16 protein-coding genes, 1 pseudogene and 1 riboswitch are annotated in these 16,903 nt (G+C 39.5%); of the genes and pseudogenes, 9 read left to right on the top strand and 8 right to left on the bottom strand.

Annotation, left to right across the window (positions count from 1 at the left end; translation table 11 throughout):
* The first annotated feature begins 65 nt into the window (after positions 1–65).
* The 6 genes from mreBH to NST21_RS02825 all read left to right on the top strand — a co-directional run bounded on the left by mreBH (position 66) and on the right by NST21_RS02825 (position 5,334).
* Positions 66–1,073 carry a rod-share determining protein MreBH gene (gene mreBH, locus NST21_RS02850; protein WP_340887613.1) on the top strand — a complete coding sequence of 336 codons (1,008 nt, stop codon included), beginning with the start codon at positions 66–68 and terminating at the stop codon, positions 1,071–1,073.
* Positions 1,074–1,398: 325 nt separating this feature from the next.
* A complete protein-coding gene (locus NST21_RS02845) occupies positions 1,399–1,962 on the top strand; it encodes a tyrosine-type recombinase/integrase (protein WP_053344356.1) in 564 nt (187 codons plus the stop codon).
* A gap of 52 nt (positions 1,963–2,014) precedes the next feature.
* Positions 2,015–2,512, top strand: a complete 498-nt coding sequence (locus NST21_RS02840; RefSeq protein ID WP_053344355.1) for a cation:proton antiporter regulatory subunit — start codon at positions 2,015–2,017, stop codon at positions 2,510–2,512.
* A 6-nt stretch (positions 2,513–2,518) separates the two neighbouring features.
* Positions 2,519–3,745 carry a cation:proton antiporter gene (locus tag NST21_RS02835; RefSeq protein ID WP_340887611.1) on the top strand — a complete coding sequence of 409 codons (1,227 nt, stop codon included), beginning with the start codon at positions 2,519–2,521 and terminating at the stop codon, positions 3,743–3,745.
* A gap of 130 nt (positions 3,746–3,875) precedes the next feature.
* Complete coding sequence (locus NST21_RS02830; RefSeq protein WP_340887609.1) at positions 3,876–4,340, top strand: hypothetical protein; 465 nt, start codon at positions 3,876–3,878, stop codon at positions 4,338–4,340.
* A gap of 127 nt (positions 4,341–4,467) precedes the next feature.
* Complete coding sequence (locus NST21_RS02825; protein WP_340887608.1) at positions 4,468–5,334, top strand: YihY/virulence factor BrkB family protein; 867 nt, start codon at positions 4,468–4,470, stop codon at positions 5,332–5,334.
* Positions 5,335–5,598: 264 nt separating this feature from the next.
* On the opposite strand, the gene NST21_RS02820 is transcribed toward NST21_RS02825, so the two are convergent.
* The 4 genes and pseudogenes from NST21_RS02820 to ribE form a co-directional block, all read right to left on the bottom strand.
* Positions 5,599–6,765 carry a DHH family phosphoesterase gene (locus NST21_RS02820; RefSeq protein WP_056522520.1) on the bottom strand — a complete coding sequence of 389 codons (1,167 nt, stop codon included), beginning with the start codon at positions 6,763–6,765 and terminating at the stop codon, positions 5,599–5,601.
* A gap of 712 nt (positions 6,766–7,477) precedes the next feature.
* The gene (gene ribH, locus NST21_RS02815; protein WP_056522523.1) at positions 7,478–7,948 is read right to left on the bottom strand and encodes a 6,7-dimethyl-8-ribityllumazine synthase; all 471 of its coding nucleotides are present in this window, start codon (positions 7,946–7,948) and stop codon (positions 7,478–7,480) included.
* An 82-nt stretch (positions 7,949–8,030) separates the two neighbouring features.
* Positions 8,031–8,669 (bottom strand): annotated as a pseudogene (gene ribB / locus NST21_RS02810) (3,4-dihydroxy-2-butanone-4-phosphate synthase); the annotation flags it as partial.
* Between the two features lie 19 nt (positions 8,670–8,688).
* Positions 8,689–9,327, bottom strand: a complete 639-nt coding sequence (gene ribE / locus NST21_RS02805) for a riboflavin synthase (RefSeq protein ID WP_053344344.1) — start codon at positions 9,325–9,327, stop codon at positions 8,689–8,691.
* 144 nt (positions 9,328–9,471) lie between these two features.
* A riboswitch (FMN riboswitch) is annotated at positions 9,472–9,602 on the bottom strand.
* A 179-nt stretch (positions 9,603–9,781) separates the two neighbouring features.
* Between ribE and NST21_RS02800 the strand changes: the two genes are divergently transcribed.
* A complete protein-coding gene (locus NST21_RS02800) occupies positions 9,782–10,201 on the top strand; it encodes a hypothetical protein (RefSeq protein WP_340887605.1) in 420 nt (139 codons plus the stop codon).
* Here the strand turns inward: NST21_RS02800 and megL are convergent.
* The gene (megL, locus tag NST21_RS02795; RefSeq protein WP_340887604.1) at positions 10,198–11,373 is read right to left on the bottom strand and encodes a methionine gamma-lyase; all 1,176 of its coding nucleotides are present in this window, start codon (positions 11,371–11,373) and stop codon (positions 10,198–10,200) included. The two genes, NST21_RS02800 and megL, sit on opposite strands and share 4 nt — an antisense overlap.
* Positions 11,374–11,554: 181 nt before the next feature.
* Between megL and NST21_RS02790 the strand changes: the two genes are divergently transcribed.
* Together NST21_RS02790 and NST21_RS02785 are read left to right on the top strand one after the other, a co-directional pair.
* Positions 11,555–12,436 carry a DMT family transporter gene (locus tag NST21_RS02790; protein WP_053344341.1) on the top strand — a complete coding sequence of 294 codons (882 nt, stop codon included), beginning with the start codon at positions 11,555–11,557 and terminating at the stop codon, positions 12,434–12,436.
* 44 nt (positions 12,437–12,480) lie between these two features.
* The gene (locus tag NST21_RS02785; protein ID WP_340887602.1) at positions 12,481–12,678 is read left to right on the top strand and encodes a hypothetical protein; all 198 of its coding nucleotides are present in this window, start codon (positions 12,481–12,483) and stop codon (positions 12,676–12,678) included.
* Positions 12,679–12,742: 64 nt separating this feature from the next.
* Here NST21_RS02785 and NST21_RS02780 read toward each other — a convergent pair whose 3' ends face one another.
* The 3 genes from NST21_RS02780 to putP all read right to left on the bottom strand — a co-directional run bounded on the left by NST21_RS02780 (position 12,743) and on the right by putP (position 16,832).
* A complete protein-coding gene (locus NST21_RS02780) occupies positions 12,743–13,879 on the bottom strand; it encodes a DEAD/DEAH box helicase (protein ID WP_056522536.1) in 1,137 nt (378 codons plus the stop codon).
* A 51-nt stretch (positions 13,880–13,930) separates the two neighbouring features.
* Entirely contained in the window at positions 13,931–15,205 is a 1,275-nt protein-coding gene (locus NST21_RS02775; protein WP_340887599.1) for an ATP-binding protein, read from the bottom strand.
* A 157-nt stretch (positions 15,206–15,362) separates the two neighbouring features.
* A complete protein-coding gene (putP, locus tag NST21_RS02770; protein WP_053344337.1) occupies positions 15,363–16,832 on the bottom strand; it encodes a sodium/proline symporter PutP in 1,470 nt (489 codons plus the stop codon).
* Positions 16,833–16,903 lie beyond the last annotated feature (71 nt).

Here is a 16,903-nt window from a genome sequence, read left to right as displayed (position 1 = left end):
CACAAACTCACAGTTCAAGGTAGAATGAGTATATAGGGGTCAAACTCTTATGGAGGGGTGACTAAATGTTATCAAATACAGAAATAGGCATTGACTTAGGAACTGCAAATACGCTAGTTTACAGTAAAAATAAAGGAATCGTATTTAATGAGCCATCGGTTGTGGCCATTGATATAGAGACTAATAAAGTATTAGCAGTCGGTGTGGATGCAAAAAACATGATTGGAAAAACACCTGGAAATATTGTTGCGATCCGGCCACTAAAGGACGGGGTCATTGCGGATTTTGAGGTTACCGCACAAATGCTACGGGAAATCATGAAAAAAGCAAGCAAGGCTTTAGGCTTATCAATTCGAAAGCCAAGTGTAGTGGTCTGTACACCATCAGGCTCAACATCTGTGGAAAGAAGAGCCATTCAGGATGCAGTCAAAAGCTGTGGAGCCAAGCAGGTCCACCTTATTGAGGAACCAGTAGCAGCAGCAATCGGGGCAGGTCTGCCTGTAGAAGAGCCAGTTGCTAATGTCATCGTTGATATCGGCGGTGGTACAACTGAGGTGGCAATTATTTCTTACGGCGGCGTAGTTTCTTGTAATTCCATCAGAATTGGCGGAGATCAATTGGATGAAGATATCTCCCAATTCGTAAGAAAAAAACATAATGTGTTAATCGGGGAACGAACGGCTGAACAAATAAAAATGGAAATCGGCTACGCCCTCGTTAAACATTCCGTTGTGACCATGGAAGTCAGAGGTCGCGACCTTGTAACTGGTCTTCCAAAACCGATTACGATATCATCCACTGACGTCCAGGAAGCAATTCAGGAATCGCTTCTTCATATTTTAGAGGCAATCAGAGCCACTTTGGAAGACTGTCCTCCTGAATTAAGTGGTGATATTGTTGATCAAGGTGTCATCTTATCTGGTGGAGGTGCACTCCTTAATGGAATACAAGATTGGCTAACGAATGAAATTGTAGTACCAGTCCAACTTGCTGATAACCCGCTTGAATCAGTTGCCATAGGAACTGGCCTTTCACTTGAGGTCATTCATAAATTACAAAAAGCAGTCTATTAAAAAAAGAAATTTAGAGAGGGAATTCCAACTTAGGGATTCCCTCTTTTTTTATGTTTTATGCTGCCAAACTACATTTTTTTTAGAAATGCTTTACATCCCCTCATTTTAGTAAGATATAACACACTAAACTGATATATTTTTTCTTGTTTGGGTAGAGAATAAGTAAAAGAAGGTTTACTTTTGGACACCACTTCTTTATTTTCTCTTTTAATGATATATGAGTTGCTTTTTTTGGGGGAATCTTTCTTATAGGACTTATTACATGCAATGTAACATAATTTGTGATATAATATAATTATGTTACATTGGTAAGAGGAGAAGATCTATGGAATATGTGGAAGCCTTTAAGGATATCAATCAAATCAGCAAAATAAAAACGTACTTACGAGCTCACTCCAGTCGGGATTATTTATTATTTGTACTCGGAATCAATACGGGTATGAAGATAAATGAAATGCTGGAAATCACTGTTTCCAACGTTCTCGATGAAACAGGAAAAATCAAAGAGTTTTATGAGCAACGAATGGAGAATGAAGAAGTCACTCAAATTTATTTGAACTTGAAAGTTCGTACCGCCTTACAAGAATACCTAAAAGGCTCGAAGGTTATCGAAGGTCAATTTTTATTTCTATCCCCTAAAACAAAAAAGCCGATTACGCGCCAACAGGCTCACCGAATCATTCATGATGCTGTGGAAGGTGCAGGTCTGACAGGTAAATTCGGAGCAAGTTCGATGCGCAAAACATTTGGCTATCATGCCTATAAACAAGGAGTGTCTCTTTCTTTGATACAAAAGCATTACCATCATTCAAGTCCATCAGAGACACTAAAATACATCGGCATTTCTAAGGAGAAGAAATTTAAAACGATTATTGATGTTAATTTATAAACATATTTCTATCTTCTAAAACTCTAACCAACTATCTTAAGGAGGAATTCCAGTGAAAATTAGAGAAAGCGAACTTCCTGGTATTGGCCAAAAATTTGAAATCATAACGAGAAATGATGAAAAGTTAGTGATTGTCATTCACGATGATGGCCGTCGGGAATTGTACCACTTTGATAATGAACATGAAGAAGTTATATCGAGCATCACCCTTAACGATCAGGAATCGCGACAAATGGCTTCCATCATAGGCGGTATGGTTTACAAACCACAAGCGCTTGAAACGATTGAGATGTCATTAGGCGACTTGGTTATTGAATGGTTCAAGGTGGAACCAGGTTCAAGAGCAATCAATCAAACAATAGGTTCGATTGATATTCGGAGCAATTACAACGTAACCGTTATTGCCCATTCGAAAAAAGGAAAAAAACAACTAAACAATCCTGGTCCAGACTCTATCATCGAAACAGGCGATACGCTAGTAATATCTGGTGAAAGAAAAGATATCCGTAACCTGACAAGAGAACTTTTGACCGACGAAAGGAGTGACTAAGCACATATGGACCATTTAGTCTTTGAAGTAGGAACTGCCCTGCTTCTAGTAGCATTAGCTGCTCTCGTTGCAGGTAAATTTAAAATATCAAATGTTCCATTATTAATTATCATCGGCATGCTCGTTGGCCCCCATGCTCCAAACTTCGGATTGATTGATCTGCGCTTCATCGAAAGTGATGAAATCATAGCGTTCCTCGGAAGAATCGGGATATTGTTCCTTTTATTTTACTTAGGTCTTGAGTTTTCCGTTAAAAAGCTAATGAAGTCAGGGAAAAATATAGTAACAGGCGGAACGTATTACATTTTAATCAACGCTGGAATGGCCTTACTATATGGTTTCCTACTCGGACTACCTTTAAGAGAAGTTCTAATATTAACAGGGATTATCAGCTTTTCATCAAGTGCCATTGTAGCAAAAGTCCTTGTCGATCTTAAAAGAACAGGTAATAACGAAACAGAGCTCATTCTTGGTATCATCATGTTTGAAGATATCTTCCTTGCTGTTTATTTATCAGTCGTATCTGGATTGGTATTAAGCGATTCTGGTTCCATTTGGGGAACGCTACTTTCTACCTTCATCGCCATCGGATATATGCTGATATTTTTCGTTATAGCTCGGAAAGCCTCTGGTTTACTCAACAAATTATTTAATATATCCTCTGATGAGATATTTATTATTGTTGTGTTTTCATTGCTATTCTTTGTCGCAGGTTTCTCGGAAACAATTCACGTTGCAGAAGCCATTGGTGCATTACTGCTTGGTCTAGTCTTTTCTGAAACGGAACACAGCGACAGGATAGAAAAACTTGTCATTCCCTTTAGAGACTTCTTTGGCGCCATATTCTTCTTCAGCTTTGGCTTGAGCATTGATCCAACTACCCTTGGTGGAGCTGTCTGGATGGTCCTTGGAGCCGTAATCATCACTATAATCGGTAACTTTGTCGCTGGTATGATAGCCGGACGAAAATCTGGTTTATCTCACAAAGCCTCAGCCAATATCGGTTTAACTATTGTTTCACGTGGTGAATTCTCCATTATTCTCGCCAACCTAGGTATTGCAGGTGGTTTAATGCCAATACTAACCCCGTTTGCGGCACTATATGTTTTGACCTTAGCGATTCTTGGACCAATCCTTACAAAAGAATCCAAACATATCTATAATATCCTCAATAAAATCTTCAAATGGACGCCGCCAAAGGTCCAAAAGGAACAACAAAAAGAAGAAGTGTAATAGAGGAAGGTCGGACAAAATGTTCGGCCTTTCTTTACACTTCTTCTTTAAAGCTCTGCAAATGTAAACCGCCGAAACTTTTTCCTTATTTTTCCGTATAATAGTAAAAAGACGGAGGGGGAAACATTTTATGAGCCATTCTTGGAAAAGAACAATTAGTTATTTATCCTACTTAATTCTATTATTAAGTGTATTATTATATGGTTTAAAGTACCAACATCATCTAGAAATAATTAGTCGCGAAACATATGAGATTAAGGGATATTTTTTGTTTCAATCTTTCTTCCCAATTTTCATTGGGGGCATATTCGCGATACCTAGTATCGTGAAAAACTTTTTAACAAAAGGTCACTGGAAAATTAATTGGCTAAGGTTACTCATCCTTGGATTACCGTTCATTTACATGTCCATTATTCCAATTTTGTATTTCACTGAAATAATTGAATTCGAATTACCTTTCTCCACATTGGTTTGGGGAGGATACTTCGGAGCAGATGGATCAACCACGTTTAATTCAATTACAGGAATAATTGCGGGTTATATTGTTCTTACAAGTATAAGAAAACCAACAGATATACAAAGAAAGACAACCTGAAGGGTTATCAAGACCTTTTTTAAAAAAGTACCTTTCATTTTCTTTTCTTTAGATAGGAGGATTAACTTACCTGAACAGAGGGAAAAGAAGCAGATAACCTTAGTAACTATTCAGGAGTGATGCCCGGATGAATAAGTCGATAAAATTCACCAAGCAGCTTATCAAAGAAATAAAAGAAGATCGTGTAACAGGGTTGGCAGCAGAACAGGCCTATTATTATTTACTCGCACTATTCCCTTTGCTCATTTTACTACTTTCGATTTTACCTTATTTGAATATCGACATTCAGACAGCCATGGATACTATAAAAACCTTCATGCCAACGGAAACGGTGGAAGTCATCGAGGAAAATATTATCAACATATTAAGTGAGCGGAACGGCGGCTTACTTACTTTCGGTTTCCTAGGCACCATATGGTCAGCCTCAAACGGTATGAATGCGTTTATTCATTCAATGAACATCGCTTATGATGTGAAAGAAACAAGGAACTTCATTAAAGCCCGCTTTATTTCTATTATCTTAACCTTAGGATTGGTTGTAGCTTTTATCGTTATGTTAGGTCTGCCCGTTTTCGGGAAAGTGATCATCGATTTATTACAACAAGTCATCTCGCTTCCTGAAGAAATGCAAAGTCTATTCAGCTTATTACGGTGGATCATTGCAGTTGTCGTTATCTCACTAGTATTGACCTTTTTATATCGCTTTGCACCGAATAAGAGTTTTCCAATTAAACACGTTATCCCCGGGGCTGTGACCGCAACCGTACTGTGGCTCGGAATATCACTTGGATTCTCATTCTATGTCAGCAACTTTGCTAACTATTCGTCCACTTACGGCAGTTTAGGGGGCGTTATCATCTTAATGTTATGGTTGTATTTGAGTGGTCTGATCTTTGTAATCGGTGGCGAAATCAACGCAATTCTTCATCGCCAAAATTCTATACCAAAAAAACAATCCCGTACCATCGTACATCCTGTCCCACTTAAAAGGTAAAATAGCTTAAACAGGCTCAAAAGGCATCCCTTTTGAGCCTGATTTTTATGAAAGTTCAGTCCAATCCTACGTAAATGAGTAGGAACAACAACTTTTATCAACAAATCTTTCTTTTTATCTACGAAATTTCAGTTTTATCTACGCAAAGTCTCCATTTATCTTCGTTTCCTTCGATTTATGGATGATTCTACACAAAGTGTCAGGTTTCCGTCTTAGAGACACAACAAAAAGCGACTGCCCACATTCGGACAGCCGTTTTCCTATTCACCCTCTATTGACAAACTCTTCGTATCTTTCATCATGGGCCAGCCATGCAGCGTATTTCCGCTTTATATATTTATCCGCTTCCCCAAATGTATCAAATGTTTTTTTCTGTTGTTTTCCGTTGATCTCCACAATCCATTCTTCTTCTTCATCTTCATAGATGAAAATGTCTTGTTTTTCTCTCGTTGAATACAGGCAACCCTCTGGGGATTCCTTGATATTCAATTGGTTTTTATGAGCATCGCGTTTAATAGGCTCGGCAAAAAAGGTCTTTTCTACGTATTGACTGTATGCCTTTTCGGACATTGTGCAACCTGCGGCTTTTTGATGACCGCCCCCATCGTATTTACCTGCAACCTCAGAAACGTCTATGTCATCATGGATTGTCCGAAAGCTGATTCTTTTACTTCCGACCATTAGAATTGCAATATAATCCAGGTGGGAAAACTCTTTGGACAGTTCATTTCCCAATTCCGAATGATAGGACTCAGCATGGACCACACCTGCTGTATGGGGACCAACCGTAGCCTGATAGACTTCTCTTTTTTTCCTGTTTATGTACCGATCAACCCGGCTTTCCTCAACATCCAAAAGTGTTTGCTCAACTTCGTCAAAAGTAAAGCTTTCAGCCGTTGATAATTTATGGGCGATTTTCATCTCAAATTCCTCAATCGGAATCATAAAGAACAAATCATTTAACCGTTTTGCCGTTAAATTTTTGTTTACTTCCCATTCCCAAGTATCGTATTGACGAACTAATTCAACAAATTCAGCAACAATCCGCGAAGGTTCCAATAATTTTTTTTCAACTGCATACTGATAGAATAATGAAGTCGCTGCTGTTTGTTTACCGTCTTCCTGCTCGACTGTTACAGATGCCCAATCATGTTCGTTCAAATGCAGCGCTGATTTATGATGATCAATCAGAAGCGCTTTGCCTCCATCTTCAACAAACTGTGAAATCGCTTTTTCATTATCTTCATCAACTGAAAGATCAGTAACCAGCAACGTATCCTCAATTTTGGCCTGCTCAAGAAATGCTGCTACATTCTGATTAAGTCGCCCGATTGAATTATAACTAACCACTACTTCTTCCCCGAATGCCAGCTTCGCTACAATACCGCATCCGACTCCATCTAAATCATTATGTGTAAAGAGATGGTACACACAAACCCCTCCTAAATACTAATATAATTACTTTTCCCTAAGATATGAATTTCAATTGCAATCTTTACAATTGTAGCATAATCATATCCGCATATTTTAACATGCTTCATTTACGAACAGCTTTTGTAATAAAATATTTTCATATCCTACCTATAAAATTCTTTATTTCCCAGTATTTACACCTATTTATAAAGGTAAGATATTACTTTTAAATCGAGATATTTTTATGTATTCATTAAGGGAATCCAGCACGCCACTGTCGCTTAAGAGAAAATGAAGTCTTTACTACGGAAAGTGGAACGAGGACTAGTATAGAAGCAAGGAAATGGTCACCCTTGCTAAGAACATCATACCCTTGGTGAAAAGGCTAAACAGAAGCAGTACTAATGGATGAATGGATCAGCAAAATAAAGACATCCAAGCGGTTTTAGCAAAGATTGAAGACATATAAAACAAACGAATTTATTTTCTCTGAATGCCTCAATTGAAGCTGCTAGAGCAGGTGAACACGCTTCTTCATTGAAGAAGTGGCGGCAAGCTTCAAATATCAGGATACCCTCATCAATAAAATAGCAAGAAATTTCTCGAACTTTGAAGAACTGCTTAATGGGTTGAAAAAGCTAGCTCAATCTGACAGGTAATTGTACATTCGCTACATTAAAAAGCCGCAGAAAAGAATTTTCTTCTCTGCGGCTTTTTTAATGTGTACCATTTACTGTTCAATCAATTTTCCAAGGTTCGCCATTTCAATAGCACTAACGGCTGCTTCATAGCCTTTGTTACCTGATTTTGTTCCTGCACGTTCAATAGCCTGCTCGATATTTTCAGTAGTCAACAAACCGAAGATAACAGGTACACCTGTGTCCAGAGAAACTGCTGCCATGCCTTTAGCTGCTTCATTACACACATAATCATAATGAGAAGTGGCCCCCCTAATTACTGTTCCAAGGCCGATAACTGCATCATATTTGCCTGTGTTCACTAGTTTTTTCGCAATTAGTGGAAGTTCAAAAGCCCCTGGTACCCACGCTATGTCAACATCATTCTCATCAACACCATGACGCTTAAGGCCATCCAATGCACCGCCTAAAAGCTTGCTTGTAATAAACTCATTAAATCTTCCTACCACGATGCCTACTTTCAACCCTGATCCGATTAATTGTGCTTCAATAATTTTCCCCATGTCCATATCCTCCTAATTTAAAAACAAATGTCAATTTTTTTTCGTATTTTTATTTTTCAACCACTTATATCCTTCAAGCATTCGGAATATTTAATTCAAGTTCCTGTTTCTCAAATATTTTTCTTTGTTGGAGATAACGAGTTAGCTCGGCAATCGTAATAAATTTAAGATCGAATTTTTCGGCGATAACTTCTAAATCAGATACTCTTGCCATTGACCCGTCTTCATTCATGATTTCACAAATAACGCCTGCAGGAGCAGCCCCACATAACTTTGCCAAATCTACGGATGCCTCCGTATGCCCTGCCCGTATTAACACGCCACCTTCTTTAGCGACAATCGGAAAAGTGTGACCAGGCCGTTGGAAGTCCCCAGCAACTGAATCTTCTTTAAGAAGTTCCAGAATGGTCAAGGATCTTTCAAATGCACTTATTCCTGTAGAAGTACTTTTATGATCGACACTAACTGTAAAAGCAGTTCCATGATGATCGGTATTTTCACCGACCATAGGATGCAAATTCAATTTTGCCGCCAGTTCTTCGGTAATGGTTGTACAAATCAAACCGCGTCCATGGGTCGCCATAAAATTAATCGCTTCTGGCGTTGCCTTTTCTGCCAATACAACAAAATCACCTTCATTTTCACGGTCTTCATCATCGGATACGATTACTACTTTACCAGCTTTTAAGTCTTCGATCGCCTCTTCTATTGTATGGAACATCTTTTACACCGCCCTTTAATTAAAATCCGTGTTCTGCCAAAAACTCTAAATTCAGTCCTGGTTTTGAATCACTTTTTTTTATTTGATGTATGATATATTTCCCTATCATGTCATTTTCGATGTTAACGATATCTCCAGCTGCTTTCCGCCCCAATATTGTGTCCTGATGAGTCAGGGGAATCAGAGATACAGTAAGCAGGTTTCCCTCTATCCCGAAAATTGTCAAGCTCGTACCATCAATGGCAACTGACCCCTTTGGGATGCAAAATGTACTGAGTCCTTCTTCCAATTTGATCACATAATACACAGCATTTTCTTTTCGCTCTTTTTTTATTATCGTTCCCGTACCATCAATATGGCCTGAAACAAAATGGCCGCCAAACCTGCCCTGTGCACTCATGGCACGTTCCAGATTCACAGGTGATCCCAGTTTTAACGTCCGGATTGAAGAAGCTTTGACCGTCTCTGGCATCACGTCGACAGTAAACAGACTTTGCGTGAAGGACGTTACCGTTAAGCAAACTCCGTTGACAGAAATACTGTCCCCCAGATGAACATCTTCGAGGATTTTCTCAGAACGAATCGCCAACTCCATGCTGCTTTTGCCTTTTTTCAAGGAATGGACGGTACCGATATCCTCAATGATTCCCGTAAACATGTTTTTCCCCCTTTTATAGAATATAAAAAACCCCTTAGATTGACCTAAGGAGTTAGCAGGAGAAATGAGTGAAAAATTGTATACCTAAAAAGCCTAAAATTTTCATTATTGAAAAATTAGGCGCACGTATACACTTGGGTTCCACACGTCCTTCTCCCATCCAGACTATACTGTCGGCTTTGGAATCTCACCAAATCCTGCCTTTATCAGGCTCGCGGGCTTAGAATTTCTTCATCACCGCCGGTTGGGATTTTCACCCGACCCCGAAGGACTAAATTATTATGAATCTCTGAATATTTTATCACCTTAAAGTAAAGATGTAAAATTTCTAATCTTAAATGAACCATTAGTAACAAGAACTTACTATGTATAAGAAAGAATGTATATATTTTTCTTCAAGGCCCCCTATGTGCTCAAAATGGTTAACTAAGTAAAATTTATTATTATTGCGCTTTTGATTAACTTAATTATCATTTATACAAACATTAAAGAAGTGGAGCATGCCTCTTTCGACCTATTCCCTTTTTCCATTTATTTAGGTTGGGTAAGCGTCGCAGCCATCGCTGACATTTCTTACTATCTCACCTATATTAGCTGGAAAGGATTTGAGATATCTAATGTAACCTGGACGATTGTCATGATGATTGCAGCAACAATCCTGGCCTTTGTCTTCGCAGTTAAAAACCGGGATTGGTGCTATCCGCTTGTCTTAGTCTGGGCGTTCAATCGGCATTGGTGTACGGAACAGCACTCTCTACCCGACAATCACCCCTTTATCCTACATGCTGGCTGTTCTAATCCTTATCTTATCCTTCACCATTTTCATCAAAAAAACCGGGAAATAATCCGGGAAATGGGGTCTGACCCCAGCTAAAAGGCTTGCTGAAGATCGTGCCAGATGTCCTGCCAAGCTTCGAGGCCTACTGAGAGGCGGATAAGCTGGTCGCTGATACCCATTTGATGTCTGGATTCTTCAGGAACTGCCGAGTGAGTCATGGTAGCTGGATGCTGAATCAATGTTTCGGCATCTCCTAGGCTGACAGCTATTTTGATAAGTCTCAAGTTATTCAGGAATTTCTGGGCATCCTGCTTCGTACCTTGCAATTCAAAGGAGATAAGGCCCCCACCATGTTTCATCTGTTTTTCCATTATATAATGGTCCGGAGAACTAGTATCCCCTGGATAATATACATTCTTCACCTGGGGGTGCTGTTTCAACTCCCGAAAGATTTCCCACGCATTGGCAGAGTGCCGGTCCATCCTAACTGGTAAAGTCTTTAACCCCCGCAGTAGTAGCCACGCATCAAACGGCGAAATAATTCCTCCGATATCTTTCTGAGTCGTTACCGCTACCTGATTGATAAACTCTTTCTTTCCAACTACAAGACCTGCAACAACGTCTCCATGTCCACAAAGATACTTCGTCGCACTATGAAGGACGACATCACAGCCATAGTCAAGAGGCTTCTGTAAATAAGGGGTCGAAAAAGTATTATCGACTACAACCGGCACATTGCATTCTTTCGCGACTTTCATGACCATTTGTAAATCAATCATTTTCATTGTCGGATTAATAGGGGTTTCCACATAGATGCAGGCTGTTTCTGGGCGGATCATCTTTCTTAACTGTTCCTCTGTACTCATATCACAAAAATCATGATTAATACGATATTTACTTTTCATCAACTGAAGGAGGCCAAACGTACAACCATATAATCCTTGTGAACACAAGATGTGGTCATCTGTTTTAGTTAATGCAAAAAGCACAGCCGATACCGCAGCCATCCCTGAGCTGAAAGCAAGCCCTGCTTCCCCGCCCTCCAATGCCGCAATCTTGTCTTCAAGCACCTGTACCGTTGGATTTCCAAGACGCGAATAAATATATCCATCTTCTAAACCGGCAAAACGTCTTTCTCCTTGCTCGGCCGTTTCGAAAGTAAATGTTGAGGTTTGAAACAGTGGTGTTGTTAAGCTTCCTAAATGCTCCTTCGAGTCATATCCTTCATGAATTACTGCCGTTTCAATATGCTTATATTTCTCTGCCATACCGTCTCCTCCTCACCAATGTCTATTTCTATCATATGTCAATACCCCTTATAAAGGAAGCGTTTTCATTTGTGTTTTCCACTCATTATTAAACTCCTATCTTCAGCAATATGCTATAATTTTACAATCATTCAATGCTAATTTTGACTATTCATAGATAAGGATTTTTGGAGGGGAAACAATGAACAAAGTCATTTTTGGTTTACTTGTCATTTTAACGACTGCTTTAATGGGTTCGTCATTCGCTATCGGAAAAATAGGATTAGCTTATACTTCTCCCATGTTGCTTGCAGCCATAAGATTTATCCTTGCAGGTTTGATCATGGCCATAATTGTTAAACTCATCAAACGACCTCATCCAAGCAAGACCATAGACTGGGCTAAATTGGCTATCATCGGTTTATTCCAGACAGCTGGTGTCATGGGCTGCATCTTTGTAGGCCTTAGGACCATTTCAGCAGGGGAACTTTCGATTTTAACGTTTATGAATCCTTTATTAGTTATCATTTTTGGAACGCTCTTTTGTAAAACAAGATACGCCCCACAGCAATGGGCGGGGGTTTTCCTAGGATTTATCGGTGTCTTTATCACAATGGGGGCACATCTTGATTTAAAAACAGGAACCCTTCTCGGATTGATGTCAGCCATTTCCTGGTCCCTCGCCACCCTGTTGATGAAAAACTGGGGACACGCAATCGACACTTGGGTCATGTCAGCCTATCAAATGCTTTGCGGAGGGGTACTGCTGCTCATTGGCTCTTATCTTTTTGAGCAGCCCTTTTTCATAATCACAACGGCATCCATGCTTATTTTATTATGGCTAGCCATTATGGCTTCTATTGTACAATTTTCAATTTGGTTTTTCCTACTACAAAAAGGAGATTCCGCCAAAACGAGTGCCTTTCTATTTCTAGCTCCCTTTTTTGGCGTCTTATCTGGTTTCATCTTGCTAGATGAACCGGTCCACTGGTACGTTGCGTTAGGTGGTTCACTCATCTTCGTAGGGATCTTTCTGGTTAACTGGACATCCCATCAAGTTGCAACAATAGAAAAGTCCATGTAGAGTGTTCTTCAAAAAAAATTCTCACTGTAGGAGGGAACAAGAAAATGAGTGGAGATGATACGCTATTGTTTATACACTTGTTCGTTATCCCATCAATAAGTGTTATGTGTTTTCTTAATTTGGTTTCACTTTTGAAAAATCTAAAAGCAGGTAAAAGTATTCATAACCAAACGATTTTGGGAGCTGTTCTTTGTTATATTTTATTCATGGCGTTAATGATTGGTTTAGAGGGTATGTATTAATACATCTGCCTAGTCTTGATAAAAAAGTAGAGACAGCCTACATGGCCATCTCTACATTCAAAAATTATTCTTCGACTACGATGTTTCCACCATAGAATGTTACTTTCGTTAACGGGATCTCAAGTTCACGTGCCATTTTTTTCAATTCTCGCTCTTCTCTTTCCGTTACAATTGAGATAACCGTGCCATTTGCACCCGCACGCCCTGTTCTCCCGGATCGATGAATATATTGGTCAATGTTTTCAGCCATATCAATATGAACGACGGCTGTCAGTCCTTTAATATCAAGTCCGCGAGCCGCCACATCTGTTGCCATCAACATCGGAGATTTACCTGAACGAAGCTTGCGCAGCGCTTTCTCACGGTCTACTTTATTAGATTCACCGTGAAGGACACCCATCTCAACGCCTTTATAACTCAACTTTTCATGTAAGACGCTCAGCTCTGCGATATCGTTTAAAAAGGCAAGAGCTTTCACATCTTTCAGCCTCGTGATTTTCTCAAGAATCTTGGACTTTTCCCGTCTCTCAACAACAAAGTAAAGATGGTCTACTTTTGACTCCATTTTTTCATGCTTATCGACCTTGATCATTTCTGGTTCGTTCATGAATCCACGAGCCACCTTTTCCGTTTCCTCTGGTAGAGTTGCAGAAAACACCATGATTTGGCGGTCTTTAAGAGTAGTTTTGATAATATTATTAATCGTTCCCATATGCTCGGGAATAATTAATTGGTCACCTTCATCGAGGACAATTGTTTTTACTTCGTGCATCTTCAATTTCTTTTGGGCAATCAATTCATAAATCCGTCCTGGTGTTCCAGCAATGACCTGTGGATGCTTCTTCAGTTTGTCCAACTGACGTTTTACATTAGCTCCACCGATGAATGCTGCACCTGAAATACCGCTTCCTTCTGACCAAATCCGAATTTCTTCATTAATCTGCATGACCAATTCACGTGATGACGCTAAAATTAATGCTTGGGGAGATTTTTTATCAGGATCTATTTTTTCAAGCAATGGCAGTAAATAAGCAAGTGTCTTTCCTGTTCCCGTGGGTGATTCAGCCATGATGTCTTTTCCTTCTACAATTACAGGAATCGCTTTCGTTTGAATCGGAGTAAGTTGGCCGAAGCCAGATTTTATCCAGGCCTCCTGAATAAATGGCTTTCTATCGTTCACTAATGCTGGTAATTCGCTCATATCGTTCTCCTTTAATAAAAAAACTTTTCATATACTCTATAGTACCATTTGTTAAAGCGTAGTAGCCAACGGAATCCGAATTGTAACCGTGGTTCCCTTATTTTTCTCACTTTCAAAATGCATCTCTCCGTCGAGGCGGAGAATAATCTTCTGGCAGATTGCAAGTCCGATTCCTGTGCCCCTTTCCTTCGTCGAATAAAAAGGTTCACCGATTCGTTTCAAGCGCTCAGGCACCATACCTATTCCATTATCACTCACACTGATTACAGCATGATCATCAATGACATCCAAGGATATGTCTATATTCCCATTATCACTAACCGCTTCAATGCTATTCTTGACAATATTAATGACCATCTGTTTAAGTTCGATGGAATCAGCCATAATATAAACCGGCTCGGCTTTTTTTACCTGATACCCCATCTCAATATTATTCAAATTCGTCTCTGCTTTCATTAACGTATATACTTGTTGTAAACAGTCACCAAGATCAATTTTACATAAAGCAACATCCTGTTTTTTCCCGAGAACCAGCAGCTCACTCGAAATAATATTAATTCGATCAATTTCCTTTAACATGATATCAGAATGCATCGGGTTGACTTCTTTCGTCATATCCATTAACTGCACGAACCCTTTTAGCGATGTCAGCGGATTCCTTATCTCATGTGCGACGGCAGCAGCCAGATGTCCGATTACAGATAACTTTTCAGACATGATCATCAATTCCTCTTCTCGCCGCAATTCGGTAATATCCCTGACGATTGCATATACTCCAAGCATTTCCGTTTGAACAATAATTGGCAAAAAAGTTACACGAATTATCCGATTTTCATCACTCATATTCTGGATGGTCGTTTCGAATTTAACAGCCTCTCCTTGAAGGGATTGTGTAAAGAAAACAGATACTTTTTCACTTTCATTCCAGTTGATGAAATGATTGGCATTCTTGCCCTTCAAGTTGTCACTTTGGTGACCTAACAGCTTTTCAGCCTCCGGGTTAATTGAAACGACATTTCCTTCGAGGTTCAATTCAAGGACACAATCCGGATTATGCTTGAACAGCGACTGATATTGCTCATCCTTCAGATTAAATTCCTGTTGGGAGCGCAACATTTTCCCAGTCCAATATCGGATTATAATATATAAAAAAATCCCGGTAATGAAAATGAACATCCACCCTTTGGAATGCTGAAACATCGCATATGTCTGGACATCTTCTTTTGCCTGGGTCATCGAGAAGGAATCTGTAATGATAATCCATAAGACCCCAATGATTATATATATAATAGCTACTTTAATTGCAATTTTATGAGACTGGTTCATTTTATATCCTTTGTAGTTATTTTTGGTTTATTATACCCAAACCACTCAAAAAAAGTCCTCATGTTTTACACATAAGGACTTTACGGATATTGTACCATATATTTTGGTTATTTATCATATAAAAAACGCCGCCCATTTGATAGAGCAGCGTCAATAATCAAGAGAGATTTTTTACAGCTTGATTGAAATCCTCTTCTATCTCTTTAGAAGGTTTGGCTGATAACAGGCTAAAAAACACGACTGCTATTGTACCAGCAATAAATCCAGGGATGATTTCATAGACTTCAGCAAATTTATCAATCATTTCCCAGACGATCACGGTTGCGGTACCCACAATCATTCCTGCTAGCGCGCCCCATTTCGTCATCCGTTTCCAGTAAAGACTTAACAGAATGACCGGTCCAAATGCTGCTCCAAACCCAGCCCAGGCATAACCGACCAATTTAAGAATCGTACCACTAGGGTTGAAAGCTAAAATAAGGGCAATAGCAGCTATCGCTAATACACCAAATCGTCCAACCAGCACTAATTCCTTATCCGATGCATTCGGGCGAATAAACTGCTTATAGAAATCATCAGTCAGCGCACTCGCCGATACTAACAGTTGAGATGCAATCGTACTCATGACCGCTGCTAAAATCGCTGCTAATAAGAAGCCTGTAATTAAAGAAGGAAATAGTTCTTTAGCCAGAATGATGAAGACAGACTCGGCATTTTTTTCCCCTAGAGGTCCGCTTGTCAGATTAAAATAAGCGATTCCGACCAATCCCGTAAACATCGCTCCTACGATAGCGAAAATCATCCAGCCCATACCGATTCGTCGTGCGCTTTTCAATTCTTTTACAGATGAAATCGCCATGAATCGAACGATGATATGAGGCTGACCAAAATAACCAAGACCCCATGCTAACAACGATATAATACCAATGGTTGAAGTTCCTTCAAAAGCATGTAATAAATTCGGATTAATCGATTTTATTTCATTAATGGTAGGATCCCAGCCGCCAATATTTACAATCGTGACAACAGGGACTAAAATTAAGGCAATGAACATGATCGTACCTTGTACAAAATCCGTCCAGCTAACCGCAAGGAAACCGCCAAATAATGTATAAAGAATAACAACACTCGCTGTCAGCCAGATGCCCCAGCGGTAATCCATATTAAAAGCAGTTCGGAAAAGCTCCCCACCTGCTACCATACCTGAAGAGGTGTAAAAGGTGAAAAAGATTAAGATGACTAAGGCTGATACCACTTTTAATATTCGGGAACTATCTTTAAACCGATTTCCCAAAAAGTCCGGTATCGTAATCGAATTGTCGGCCACTTCCGTATATGTCCGAAGTCGCGGCGCTACAAATAACCAATTTAAATAAGACCCTGCACACAGGCCGACAACAATCCACCCGGCACTTAAGCCGCTTATGTACATCGCACCAGGAAGACCCATTAACAGCCATCCGCTCATATCGGAAGCCCCTGCACTTAATGCGGTTACAGCCGGGCCCAAGTTGCGGCCTCCAAGCATATAATCGGTTAAGTTGGCAGTTTTCCGATAAGCTAAATAACCAATTAATAGCATGCCTGCCATATATATTCCAATAGATATTATTACTCCATAATCCAAAAATATATCCTCCTATTACTTATTCATTTTGTGATAAAAAAGGTTCATTTTTATCTTGTAAGCTTATCAGA

Source organism: Peribacillus sp. FSL K6-1552 (genome assembly GCF_038005205.1).
Lineage (GTDB): Bacteria > Bacillota > Bacilli > Bacillales > DSM-1321 > Peribacillus > Peribacillus butanolivorans.
This window is presented reverse-complemented; position numbering and strand designations above follow the sequence as displayed.

What these genes read in the sequence shown, in the direction of transcription:
- mreBH (WP_340887613.1), top strand. Translation starts at nt 66, where the DNA reads ATGTTATCAAATACAGAAATAGGCATTGACTTAGGAACTGCAAATACG.
- NST21_RS02845 (WP_053344356.1), top strand. Translation starts at nt 1,399, where the DNA reads ATGGAATATGTGGAAGCCTTTAAGGATATCAATCAAATCAGCAAAATA.
- NST21_RS02835 (WP_340887611.1), top strand. Translation starts at nt 2,519, where the DNA reads ATGGACCATTTAGTCTTTGAAGTAGGAACTGCCCTGCTTCTAGTAGCA.
- NST21_RS02830 (WP_340887609.1), top strand. Translation starts at nt 3,876, where the DNA reads ATGAGCCATTCTTGGAAAAGAACAATTAGTTATTTATCCTACTTAATT.
- NST21_RS02825 (WP_340887608.1), top strand. Translation starts at nt 4,468, where the DNA reads ATGAATAAGTCGATAAAATTCACCAAGCAGCTTATCAAAGAAATAAAA.
- ribH (WP_056522523.1), bottom strand. Translation starts at nt 7,948, where the DNA reads ATGGGGAAAATTATTGAAGCACAATTAATCGGATCAGGGTTGAAAGTA.
- ribE (WP_053344344.1), bottom strand. Translation starts at nt 9,327, where the DNA reads ATGTTTACGGGAATCATTGAGGATATCGGTACCGTCCATTCCTTGAAA.
- megL (WP_340887604.1), bottom strand. Translation starts at nt 11,373, where the DNA reads ATGGCAGAGAAATATAAGCATATTGAAACGGCAGTAATTCATGAAGGA.
- NST21_RS02790 (WP_053344341.1), top strand. Translation starts at nt 11,555, where the DNA reads ATGAACAAAGTCATTTTTGGTTTACTTGTCATTTTAACGACTGCTTTA.
- NST21_RS02785 (WP_340887602.1), top strand. Translation starts at nt 12,481, where the DNA reads ATGAGTGGAGATGATACGCTATTGTTTATACACTTGTTCGTTATCCCA.
- NST21_RS02780 (WP_056522536.1), bottom strand. Translation starts at nt 13,879, where the DNA reads ATGAGCGAATTACCAGCATTAGTGAACGATAGAAAGCCATTTATTCAG.
- NST21_RS02775 (WP_340887599.1), bottom strand. Translation starts at nt 15,205, where the DNA reads ATGAACCAGTCTCATAAAATTGCAATTAAAGTAGCTATTATATATATA.